Genomic DNA, 12,461 nt, shown 5'->3' with positions numbered 1-12,461 from the left:
CTCGAATTTTCGTATCTTTGGCTTCTCCCAAGATACTCTCGCTCGGCAAAATGCAAGCGCACATAGTTTCGCTTATTCGAACTTTGTCTTCTCCCAAGATACTCTCGCTCGGCAAAATGCAAGCGAGCTTGCTTTTGCCCTCGCTTATTCGTATCTTTGCGGTGCTCTCTTTTCGAGAGCACCGTTTTCGGCTCCATAGTTCAAGGGATAGAACGAGGGTTTCCTAAACCCTAAATCCGCGTTCGAGTCGCGGTGGAGCTACACACATGGAATCACTCAAAGAACTCTTCAAGATAGGCCACGGCCCGTCGAGCAGCCACACGATGGGGCCGAAAAAGGCGGCGGAACTCTTTCTGAAACGCAGCCCCGACGCCGAGGCATACCGTGTGACGCTCTACGGCTCGCTGGCTGCCACAGGCAAGGGGCACCTGACCGATACGGCAATCCTCTCAACGCTGCAACCCCACGCCCCGACACAAATCGTATGGCGCCCGGACGTCGTACCGGCATTCCATCCCAACGGCATGCTTTTCGAAGCCCTGCGCGACGGCAAGACGGCGGACTCCTGGACGATATACAGCATCGGCGGCGGCGCGCTGGCCAACGAAACCTCGCGTCTGGAGGTGCCGCAGAGCATCTATCCGCTGACGACGATCTCGGAAATCAAAGCCTGGTGCTACCGGGAGGGCAAGACCTACTGGGAATATGTGAACGACTGCGAAGGCCCCGCGATCTGGGACTACCTGGATACGGTATGGACGACGATGTGCGAAACCATCCAGCGGGGACTGAACAACGACGGCGTACTGCCCGGAGGGCTGAAAGTGGCCCGCAAGGCCTCGACCTACTTCGTCAAATCGAAAAGCTACTCCGACTCGCTCTCCTCGCGGGCAAAAATCTATGCCTATGCCCTGGCTACCTCGGAAGAGAACGCCTCGGGCGGTGTGGTCGTAACAGCCCCGACCTGCGGATCGAGCGGCGTCGTACCGGCTGTGCTCTACCACCTGGCCACCTCGCGCGACTTCCTGCGTATCCGCATCCTGCGGGCCTTGGCAACAGCGGGGCTTTTCGGCAACGTGGCCAAAACCCACTCTTCGATTTCGGGCGCCGAGGTCGGCTGCCAAGGCGAAGTCGGCGTGGCTTGTGCAATGGCTGCCGCGGCAGCCTGCCAGCTTTTCGGCGGCACCCCATCGCAGATCGAATATGCTGCGGAAATGGGTCTGGAACACCATCTGGGACTTACGTGCGACCCCGTATGCGGCCTGGTGCAGGTGCCCTGCATCGAACGCAACGCGATAGCGGCCGCCCGGGCGCTCGACGCCAACATCTACGCCACGCTCTCCGACGGCTCGCACCTGGTGTCGTACGACAAGGTGGTCGAAGTAATGAACGAAACCGGCCACAACCTCCCCTCGCTCTACCGCGAAACCGCCGAAGGCGGCTTGGCCAAACGCTACGGGCAGAAATAGCCGTCCGCGGCCCCAGCAGTCCGTGCACCGGGGCGTAAACTGCCTCGATCGAATCAAACGCAGAATCTCCCGCTCCCGGCCCGAAAGTGGCGGCTCCCGGTTACCCGCCAGCTGAAATAAGCCGCGGTCTCCGTCTCGATGCGCTTCATGTCATAATGGAACAGCTTCGAAAAGTTGTACGAAGCGAAGACATGACGGCCAGCATTTCAAAGCCGTCGGATCGTTCCGTGCGGCCGGCCGCACCCGCATCGAGGTGCACGCAGGCCCCTATGTCGCCTGCCGCGTACGAAGCGTGCTGCTCGAAGGCATGCACTACGACGCCAGGCGTCGCGAGCTGGGCGCAGGTGCGGGATTCGATTTCGTGGCCGGACGATTCATCGTAGGCCCCGAAGCGCAGTACGGCCTGACGCGACTTGCAAAACCGGGTTCAGCCACGCCATGACCTACGCACTGACATTGGGCTATCGAATTATCGATTCTGAACCGCACGCCGCGGCACGTCCGCAAATCCACATAAAGAAGCCGCTCCGGAAATCCGGAGCGGCTTCTTTTGACGGAACGGCCACCCGCCAGAGGGGTGCCGCCCGGGAATATGCCCGCTATTGGGCCTGGCGAATGGTCTCCAGATCGGCTTTCGACCCGACAACGAGGTTATCGTAATCGCGCAGACCGGTACCGCCGGGGATCAAGTGACCGCAGATAACGTTCTCCTTGAGGTTCTCCAGCGGATCGACCTTGGCCTGGATAGCCGCCTCGTTGAGCACCTTGGTGGTCTCCTGGAACGAAGCCGCCGAGATGAAGCTCGAAGTCTGGAGTGCGGCGCGGGTAATACCCTGCAACACCTGGGTCGACGTAGCAGGTACGATGTCGCGCACCTGCACGGGACGCAGATCGCGGCGCTTGAGACTCGAATTCTCGTCGCGCAGCTTGCGCAGCGACACGATCTGTCCGGGCTGGAGGTTCGTCGAATCGCCGGCCTCGGTAACGACCACCTTGTCGTACAACTCGTCGTTCACGTCCATGAACTCCCACTTATCGACGATCTGATCCTCGAAGAAACGCGTGTCTCCCGGATCCTCGATCTTGACTTTCGACATCATCTGGCGCACGATTACCTCGAAATGCTTGTCGTTGATCTTCACGCCCTGCATGCGGTAGACCTCCTGCACCTCGTTGACGATGTACTCCTGGACTTTCGTCGGGCCGAGGATGTTGAGAATGTCGGTGGGCGTGATGGCACCGTCCGACAACGGGCTGCCGGCCTTGACGAAATCGTTCTCCTGAACGATGATCTGACGCGACAGCGGCACCAAGTAACGCTTCTGGTCGCCCTCCTTGGCCGTGATGACGATCTCGCGGTTACCGCGCTTGATCTTGCCGAACGTTACCTCGCCGTCGATCTCGGAAACGATGGCGGGGTTCGACGGATTGCGCGCCTCGAACAACTCCGTGACACGCGGCAGACCGCCGGTAATGTCGCCGCCCGACTTGCCGACGGCACGCGGAATCTTGATGAGGATGTCGCCCGCCTTGATTTTGGCGTTGTCCTTGACCACGACGTGGGCGCCCACGGGCAGGTTGTACTGCTTGACCTCCTCTCCGGACTTGTCGACGATGCGGATGACGGGGTTCTTGGTCTTGTCTCGCGACTCGATGACCACCTTCTCGGAAAGGCCCGTCTGCTCGTCGCGCTCGTCGCGGTAGGTAACGCCTTCGAGGATGCTGTCATAAACAGCCTTGCCCTCGAACTCCGAAATGATTACGGCGTTGTAAGGATCCCATTCGCAAATCAGATCGCCCTTCTTGACCGAGGCACCGTCCGCCATGAAAAGCGTGGCACCGTAAGGCAAGTTATGGGTGTAGAGCACGATTTCGGTCTTCGGGTCGACGATGCGGAACTCCGACTGACGCGAAATGACGATGTCGATCGCCTCGCCTGCGGAATTCTTGCCCTTGACGGTGCGCAGTTCGTCGATTTCGAGACGACCCTCGTATTTCGACACGACATTGGTCTCGACAGCCGTACCGCCGGCCACACCGCCGACGTGGAACGTACGGAGCGTCAGCTGCGTACCCGGCTCGCCGATGGATTGGGCGGCGATGACGCCGACCACCTCGCCCTTCTGCACCATGCGGGCCGTGGCCAGGTTGCGGCCGTAGCACTTGGCGCAGACGCCGCGACGGGCTTCGCAGGTAAGTACCGAACGGATTTCGACCGACTCCAGCGGCGATTTCTCGATCGCTTCGGCGATGGTCTCCGTGATCTCCTCGCCCGCCTTGCAGAGCACCTCGCCCGTCAACGGGTGGATCACGTCGTTCAACGCCACACGGCCCAGGATGCGGTCGTAGAGGGTCTGCACCACGTCGTCGTTGCGCTTGATGGCCGTAGCCGTCAGACCGCGCAGTGTGCCGCAGTCCTCTTCGTTGATGATGACGTCCTGCGCCACATCGACCAGACGACGCGTCAGATAACCGGCGTCGGCCGTCTTCAGGGCGGTATCGGCCAGACCCTTGCGGGCACCGTGCGTGGAGATGAAGTACTCCAGCACCGAAAGGCCCTCCTTGAAGTTCGAAAGAATCGGGTTCTCGATGACCTGCTGGCCACCCTCGACGCCCGACTTCTGCGGCTTGGCCATCAGTCCTCGCATACCGCTCAACTGACGGATCTGCTCCTTCGAACCGCGGGCACCGGAGTCGAGCATCATGTAGACGGGGTTGAAACCGTCCTCGTCCTTGACGAGCGTGTCGATCACGGCCTTGGTCAACTTCGAGTTGATGTTCGTCCACACGTCGATGATCTGGTTGTAGCGCTCGTTGTTGGTAATAAGACCCATGTTGTAATCCTCCATGATGGCGTCGGAACGGTCGTAACCCTCCTGCACGAGCTTCTCCTTCTCCTCGGGGATGATGACAGCATCGAGGTTGAACGACAGACCGCCCTGGAATGCCATGCGGTAGCCGAGGTTCTTGATATCGTCGAGGAAAGCGGCCACCTTATCGGCACCGGCCTTTTTCATCACTACGGCGATGATGTCGCGCAGCGAACGCTTGGTCAGCACCTCGTTGATGTAACCGACCTCCTTGGGCACGACCTGGTTGAAGAGGATGCGGCCGATGGTGGTCTCCTTGAGCGTCTTAACGGGATTACCGTGCTCATCGACCTCGTCGATGAGGCACTTCACGATGGCATGGAGGTCGGCGCGCTTCTCGTTGTAAGCGATGATGGCCTCCTCGGGGCCGTAGAAGACACGGCCCTCGCCCTTGACGCCCTTGCGGGGCTTGGTAATGTAATAGAGACCCAACACCATATCCTGCGACGGCACCGTGATCGGTGCGCCGTTGGCGGGATTGAGGACGTTGTGCGAACCGAGCATCAACAACTGCGCCTCCAGGATGGCGGCATTGCCCAGCGGCAGGTGCACGGCCATCTGGTCGCCGTCGAAGTCGGCGTTGAACGCCGTACAAGCCAACGGGTGCAGCTGCATGGCCTTGCCCTCGATGAGCTTGGGCTGGAACGCCTGGATACCGAGACGGTGGAGCGTCGGGGCGCGGTTCATCAACACGGGATGGCCCTTGATGACGTTTTCGAGAATGCCCCAGATCACGGGATCCTTGCGGTCGATGATCTTCTTGGCCGACTTCACGGTCTTGACGATACCGCGCTCGATGAGCTTGCGGATGACGAACGGCTTGTAAAGCTCGGCGGCCATATCCTTGGGGATACCCATCTCGTGCATCTTCAACTCGGGGCCGACGACGATAACCGAACGGGCCGAATAGTCGACGCGCTTACCGAGAAGGTTCTGACGGAAGCGGCCCTGCTTGCCCTTGAGCGAATCGGAAAGCGACTTCAACGGGCGGTTGGACTCGTTCTTCACGGCATTGGACTTGCGCGAGTTGTCGAAAAGCGAATCGACGGCCTCCTGCAACATGCGCTTCTCATTGCGCAGAATGACTTCGGGCGCCTTGATCTCGATCAGACGCTTCAGACGGTTGTTGCGGATGATGACACGGCGGTAGAGGTCGTTCAAGTCGGAGGTGGCGAAACGTCCGCCGTCGAGCGGCACCAGCGGGCGCAACTCGGGCGGAATGACGGGGATGACGCTCAAGACCATCCACTCGGGTTTGTTCTTACCCTCCGAAGCACGGAACGACTCGATGACGTTCAAGCACTTCAAAGCCTCGGACTTGCGCTGCTGCGAAGTCTCGGTCGAAGCCTTGTGACGCAACGCGTAGGACATCGAATCGAGATCGACCTGCTTCAGCAACGTGTAGATCGCCTCGGCGCCCATCATGGCGACGAACTTGTTGGGATCGCTGTCGTCCAGCGCCTGGTTGCCCTTCGGAAGGGCGGCCAACACGTCGAGGTACTCCTTTTCGGCGAGGGTCGCCAGACGCTCGATGCCCTGCTCGGCAGCAGCACCGGGGTTGATGACGACGTAACGCTCGTAATAGATGATAGCCTCCAGCTTCTTGGACGGGATACCCAACAGATAACCGATCTTCGAGGGCAGCGACCGGAAGTACCAGATATGCACCACGGGCACGACCAACGAAATGTGGCCCATGCGCTCGCGGCGCACTTTCTTCTCGGTAACCTCCACGCCGCAGCGGTCGCAGACGATACCCTTGTAACGGATACGCTTGTACTTGCCGCAATGGCACTCGTAGTCCTTCACGGGGCCGAAGATACGCTCGCAGAAAAGACCGTCGCGCTCGGGCTTGTAAGTACGGTAGTTGATGGTCTCGGGCTTGAGCACCTCGCCGCTCGACTGGGCCAGAATCTCCTCAGGAGAAGCCAGACCGATCGCAATGCGGTTGTAACCGTTGCTACCCTTGTTGTCTTTAGAAATTGACATATTTCTTCTTTTTTCTTATCGTCCGAAAAATTCTTACTCCAATTTGACCGACAGGGCCAGACCGCGCAACTCGTGCAACAGCACGTTCATTGCCTCGGGGATGCCCGGCTTGGGCAGGTTCTCGCCCTTGACGATGGCCTCGTAAGCCTTGGCTCGGCCCATCACGTCGTCGGACTTGATGGTCAGAATCTCTTGCAGGATGTTGGCGGCGCCGAAGCCTTCGAGCGCCCAAACCTCCATCTCGCCGAAACGCTGACCGCCGAACTGCGCCTTACCGCCCAGCGGCTGCTGGGTAATGAGCGAGTAGGGGCCGATCGAACGGGCGTGCATCTTGTCGTCGATCATATGGCCGAGCTTGAGCATGTAGATCACGCCCACGGTGGCCGGCTGGTCGAACATCTCGCCCGTACCTCCGTCGTAGAGGTAGGTGCGTCCGCTGTGCGGAATGCCTGCCTGCGCGGTGTACTCGTTGATCTGGTCGAGCGACGCACCGTCGAAAATCGGCGTGGCGAACTTCAACCCCAACTCGCGGCCGGCCCAACCGAGCACGGTCTCGTAGATCTGTCCGAGGTTCATACGCGAAGGCACGCCCAGCGGGTTCAGACAGATGTCGACGATCGTACCGTCCTCCAGGAAAGGCATGTCCTCGTCGCGCACGACCTTGGCCACGATACCCTTGTTACCGTGACGTCCGGCCATCTTGTCGCCGACCTTGAGCTTGCGCTTCTTGGCGATGTAGACCTTGGCCATCTGGATGACGCCGGTCTGCGGCAGCTCGTCGCCGTTCGTGAAGTTGTATTTCTCGCGCTTGATGGCGGCGTCGGCCTTTTTCCACTCGATGGAGTAGTTGTTGATCGTAGCCTCGATCAAGGCGTCGACACGCGCATCGCCCGTCCATTTGCACGAACCGAGGTTGAGATAACCGGTTACCACGCCCGACTTCTCGTCGGTGGATTTGCGGGCGATCTCTTCCAGCATCTTCTGCGTGAACTTCGCACCTGCGGGATAGAGTTCCACACCGAAGTAATCGGTAATGCCGATCGTCGTCTTGCCCTGGAGCAACGTCCAGAGCTTGCCGGTCAGACGCTTGGTCAGATCGGCGATTTGCTGGGCGAACTGCTCGTCGAACTTCTCCAACTGCACCTTCTCGGCGCTCTTGCCTTTCTTGGTGTCCTTGTTGGCCCGGCTGTAAAGCGTCGTACCGATAACGACACCATGCAACGAAGGCTGCGCCTTGAGCGAAGCATCCTTCACGTCGCCGGCCTTGTCGCCGAAGATGGCGCGGAGCAGCTTCTCCTCGGGCGAGGGATCGCTCTCGCCCTTGGGCGTGATCTTACCTATGAGGATGTCGCCCGGGTGGACGTTGGCGCCGACACGGATGATACCGTTGGCATCCAAATCCTTGGTGGCGTCTTCCGAGACGTTGGGGATATCGGACGTCAGCTCTTCGACACCGCGCTTGGTGTCGCGCACCTCCATGATGTATTCGTCGACGTGCACCGACGTGAAGATATCCTCACGCTGGATACGCTCCGAAATCACGATGGCGTCCTCGAAGTTGTAACCCTTCCAGGGCATGAAAGCCACCTTGAGGTTGCGGCCCAGGGCCAGCTCGCCGCGCTCGGTCGAGTAACCCTCCGTGATGATCTGCCCCTTCTTTACCTTGTCGCCCGTCAAGACGGTGGGCTTCAAGGTCACGGAAGTATTCTGGTTGGTACGACGGTAACGCGGCAACTCGTAAGTCGTGACCTCGGGTGCGAACGAAGCGAGCACCTCGTCGTCCGTACGCTCGTACTTGATCTGTATCTTGGTGGCATCGGCAAAAACGACCTCGCCGTCGCCCTCGGCGACAATCTGGATGCGGCTGTCGGAGATCATGTCCTTCTCGATGCCGGTACCGACGATCGGGGCCTCGCAAGTTACCAAAGGCACAGCCTGGCGCATCATGTTCGAACCCATCAACGCACGGTTGGCATCGTCGTGCTCCAAGAACGGGATCAAGCTGGCGGCGATCGAAGCGATCTGGTTGGGCGCCACGTCCATAAGGTTCACGTCCTTGTCCGTGACCACGGGGAAATCGGCCCCCTGGCGCGCCTTGATGCGGTCGGGCTGGAGGAAGTTGCCGGCCTCGTCGATCGGCATGTTGGACTGTGCGACCACCTTGCCCTCCTCCTCCTCGGCGGAGTAGTAGCGGATGTGCGAATTGTCCATGTCGATCTTGCCGTTCTCGACGGAACGGTAGGGCGTCTCGATGAAGCCCATCGGCGAAATCTTGGCATAGACGCACAGCGACGAAATCAGACCGATGTTGGGGCCTTCGGGCGACTCGATCGGGCAGAGACGTCCGTAATGCGTATAGTGCACGTCGCGCACCTCGAAACCAGCGCGGTCGCGCGACAGACCGCCGGGGCCGAGGGCCGACAAACGGCGCTTGTGCGTGATCTCGGCCAGCGGGTTGATCTGGTCCATGAACTGCGAGAGCTGCGAGGTGCCGAAGAACGAGTTGATGACCGACGACAAGGTCTTGGCATTGATCAGGTCGACGGGCGTGAACACCTCGTTGTCGCGCACGTTCATGCGCTCGCGGATCGTACGCGCCATGCGCACGAAGCCCACCGAGAACTGGTTAGACAACTGCTCGCCCACGGTACGGACGCGGCGGTTCGACAAGTGGTCGATATCGTCGACGTCGGCCTTGGAGTTGATGAGCTGGATCAGGTATTTGATGATGGCGATGATATCCTCGCGCGTCAGCGTGCGCGTTTCCGAATCGATGTCCAGATCCAGTTTCTTGTTGATGCGGTAACGGCCCACGTCGCCCAAGTCGTAACGCTTGTCGGAGAAGAACAGCTTCTCGATCACGTCGCGCGCCGTAGCCTCATCGGGCGGCTCGGAAGCGCGCAACTGCCGGTAGATATAAACGACAGCTTCCTTCTCGGAGTTGCAGGGGTCTTTCTGCAAGGTGTTGTAGATGATCGAGAAGTCGATGCCCGACAAATTCTCCTTGTGCAGGAGGATCGTCTTGGCGCCGCTCTCGATGATCTGGTCGATATGCTCCTCTTCGAGCACCGTCTCGCGGTCGACGATGACGTTGTTGCGCTCGATCGAAACGACCTCGCCCGTATCCTCGTCCACGAAGTCCTCGACCCAAGTCGACAACACGCGTGCAGCGAGCTTGCGGCCCACGGCTTTCTTGAGGTTGGCTTTCGAAACCTTTACCTCGTCGGCCAGGTCGAAAATCTCCAGAATCTGCTGGTCGGCCTCGTAACCGATGGCGCGCAACAGCGTAGTGACGGGCAACTTCTTTTTACGATCGATGTAAGCATACATCACGTTATTGATGTCCGTAGCGAACTCGATCCACGATCCCTTGAACGGGATGATACGCGCGGAATAGAGCTTGGTGCCGTTGGTGTGCATGCTCTGCCCGAAGAACACACCCGGCGAACGGTGCAGCTGCGACACGATGACGCGCTCCGCACCGTTGATGACGAACGTACCCCGTTCGGTCATGTAAGGAATCGTCCCGAAATACACGTCCTGCACGACAACGCCGAAATCCTCGTGCTCGTCGTCCGTACAATAAAGTTTCAACTTGGCCTTCAAAGGGACGCTGTATGTCAACCCGCGTTCCAGACACTCCTCGATCGAGTAACGCGGCGGGTCGATATAATAATCGATGAACTCCAGAACGAAATTGTTCCGGGTGTCCGTGATGGGAAAATTCTCCTGGAACACCTTGTACAGCCCCTCGTTCTTACGATTCTCGGCCGTAGTGTCCATCTGGAAAAAATCCCGGAATGATTTTAGCTGCACCTCCAGCAGATCCGGATAAGGCACCCGGTTCTTGACTGTCGAAAAGCTGATTCTTTGTTGTGTTTTTGCTGTGGACATCGTAAAATCCAAATTAGTTGAAGTGTAATCGGGACGGTTGCGCGCTCCCGAAAAACGAACTTTCATCGAAACACCCCGTACGCCCCCTTGCCCGTAGCCCCAAGACATCGCCCGTCCCGGCATCTGCCGAACCGCGGCATCCGAAACGCAATCCCGAGCATCCATTCCGAAAAACCGGCCGGAAAATCCCTATCTGTCGGCAATATAATTCCGACACGTTGTTCGGGAATATCGTCCGAGCGATCTTGCGGCATCATTCCCGAAGATGCGGACATCATTCCCGAGACCAAAGAGACTCGGTTTGTTGCCCGAATACAGGAGTCAAGAGGAATCGTATGCGGTTGTTTCCTGTTTGCGGCAGGCAATTTCCTAATCCTGCCGATGCCCCCGTATGCAGGCGCCCACAATGCGCCCCGGGAGCATCTATATCCAAAGACCGGACACAGCACATATCGGCACTTCCGATCTTTAGACCAAGAAAAGGCATAGAGCCTACACACCGGTAAGCCCTATACCTGATCTGTCAGCAGAGTTCGAGCGGCCTCCGTACGGTGCCCGACTCCGACATCGGACTCTTATTTGAGCTCGACCTCGGCACCTGCCTCCTCCAACTGAGCCTTGATCTGCTCGGCCTCTTCCTTGGAAACACCCTCCTTGATGGCCTTGGGTGCACCGTCAACGAGAGCCTTGGCATCGCCCAGCGAAAGACCTGCGAGATCCTTCACGACCTTGATAACCTGGAGCTTGGCCTGACCGCCGCTCTTCAGGATCACGTCGAACGTCGACTTCTCGGCAGCGGCAGCTTCGCCGGCGCCGGCAGCAGGAGCAGCAACGGCAACAGCGGCAGCAGCCGGCTCGATGCCATATTCCTCCTTGAGGATCTGTGCGAGTTCGTTAACCTCGGTAACTTTCAAGTTTACCAATTCTTCAGCAAGTTTCTTTACGTCTGCCATAGTTGTAAGCGTATTAAATTTTGTTTTTTACTTGTTGTGATTAGTTGTTTCTCGATTCGAGCGTCTTCACGATACCCGCAATCTTCTGACCTGCATTGGACTGCAATGCAGAAATAACATTCTTCGCAGGAGACTGCAACAGCGAAATGATGTCGCCGATGAGTTCTTCCTTGGACTTGATGTTGCACAGCGCCTCGATCTGGTTGTCGCCGACATAGACGCACCCTTCGGCGAAAGCCGCCTTCAGAACGGGCTTGTCCGACCCTTTGCGGAACTCTTTGATAAGCGTCGCAGGAGCCTTGGCGACATGGGCGAACATGATCGAAGTCGACCCTTCGAGCACCTTTACCAATTCAGCGTCGGCCTTCTCCACCTTTTCGAGAGCCTTGGTCAGCAGCGTGTTCTTTACCACGACCAACTTGATCTCTTTCTCGAAGCACTTGCGGCGCAGCGCAGCGGTCTGCTCGGCGTTCAAGGCCTCGATGTCGGTAATATAGAAGTGAGGATAAGCCTGGAGCTGCTCGGCGAGGCTGTCAATAACAACCAGTTTTTCTTCCTTAGTCATCTCTTCTGTCCTCCTTCTTATTTGGTTTCTACTGATTTGGAATCGATCTGCAAGCCAGGACTCATCGTGGTCGAGAGATAGATGCTCTTCACGTAAGCGCCCTTGGCAGCAGCCGGTTTCAACTTCATAATCATGCCCAGCACCTCTTTCGCATTGTCTGCGATCTGCTCGGCCGAGAACGAAATCTTGCCTACCGAAGTGTGGATGATACCGAACTTGTCGACCTTGAAGTCGATCTTACCCGATTTCACCTCCTTGACGGCCTTGCCGACTTCCATGGTTACCGTACCGGTCTTGGGGTTCGGCATCAGACCGCGCGGGCCGAGGATACGACCCAGCGCACCGACCTTGCCCATGACGTTGGGCGTGCAGATGATCACGTCGACGTCCGTCCAACCGGCCTTGATCTTGTCTACGAACTCGTCCAGGCCCACATAGTCGGCGCCGGCAGCCTGAGCCTCGGCCTCCTTCTCGGGGGTGCAGAGCGCCAATACGCGAGTCTGCTTACCCGTGCCGTGGGGCAAGGTAACAACACCGCGCACCATCTGGTTGGCCTTGCGGGGGTCGACACCCAACCGCACGTCGATATCTACCGAAGCGTCGAATTTCGTGAACGTGATTTCCTTCAGAAGAGCGGCGGCCTCCGAAAGCCGGTAAGCCTTGTCGGCCTCCACTTTCGCATAGGCGATCTTTTGATTTTTTGTCAACTTACTCATCTTCG

Annotated in this window: 7 protein-coding genes and 1 tRNA gene; 3 read left to right on the top strand and 5 right to left on the bottom strand. The window is 58.5% G+C overall.

All coding sequences use genetic code 11. The features are described 5' to 3' along the window. Positions 1-189: 189 nt before the first annotated feature. From QZ298_RS03400 to QZ298_RS03390, 3 genes are all read left to right on the top strand, one after another. Positions 190-261 (top strand) — tRNA-Arg (locus tag QZ298_RS03400). A 5-nt stretch (positions 262-266) separates the two neighbouring features. Further along, the gene (locus tag QZ298_RS03395) at positions 267-1,469 is read left to right on the top strand and encodes an L-serine ammonia-lyase, iron-sulfur-dependent, subunit alpha (RefSeq protein ID WP_296005324.1); all 1,203 of its coding nucleotides are present in this window, start codon (positions 267-269) and stop codon (positions 1,467-1,469) included. A 253-nt stretch (positions 1,470-1,722) separates the two neighbouring features. Beyond that, complete coding sequence (locus QZ298_RS03390) at positions 1,723-1,911, top strand: hypothetical protein (RefSeq protein WP_296005322.1); 189 nt, start codon at positions 1,723-1,725, stop codon at positions 1,909-1,911. A gap of 157 nt (positions 1,912-2,068) precedes the next feature. On the opposite strand, the gene rpoC is transcribed toward QZ298_RS03390, so the two are convergent. The 5 genes from rpoC to rplA form a co-directional block, all read right to left on the bottom strand. Continuing rightward, positions 2,069-6,328, bottom strand: a complete 4,260-nt coding sequence (rpoC, locus tag QZ298_RS03385) for a DNA-directed RNA polymerase subunit beta' (protein WP_296005320.1) — start codon at positions 6,326-6,328, stop codon at positions 2,069-2,071. Between the two features lie 33 nt (positions 6,329-6,361). Then, positions 6,362-10,222 (bottom strand): DNA-directed RNA polymerase subunit beta, encoded by a 3,861-nt coding sequence (gene rpoB, locus QZ298_RS03380; protein WP_296005319.1) that lies wholly within the window; start codon positions 10,220-10,222, stop codon positions 6,362-6,364. Between the two features lie 575 nt (positions 10,223-10,797). Further along, positions 10,798-11,175, bottom strand: coding sequence for a 50S ribosomal protein L7/L12 (gene rplL / locus QZ298_RS03375; RefSeq protein WP_296005318.1), 378 nt, complete (start codon positions 11,173-11,175; stop codon positions 10,798-10,800). A 40-nt stretch (positions 11,176-11,215) separates the two neighbouring features. Beyond that, on the bottom strand, positions 11,216-11,740 hold the full coding sequence (gene rplJ / locus QZ298_RS03370; RefSeq protein ID WP_296005317.1) for a 50S ribosomal protein L10: 525 nt from the start codon (positions 11,738-11,740) through the stop codon (positions 11,216-11,218). A 17-nt stretch (positions 11,741-11,757) separates the two neighbouring features. Further along, complete coding sequence (gene rplA, locus QZ298_RS03365) at positions 11,758-12,456, bottom strand: 50S ribosomal protein L1 (protein ID WP_296005316.1); 699 nt, start codon at positions 12,454-12,456, stop codon at positions 11,758-11,760. Positions 12,457-12,461: the final 5 nt, after the last annotated feature.

Origin of the sequence: uncultured Alistipes sp. (assembly GCF_910580175.1) — a bacterium.
In the GTDB taxonomy this organism is placed as follows: domain Bacteria; phylum Bacteroidota; class Bacteroidia; order Bacteroidales; family Rikenellaceae; genus Alistipes.
The sequence above is the reverse complement of the archived record's forward strand: the minus strand, read 5'-3'. Positions and strand labels throughout refer to the sequence as shown.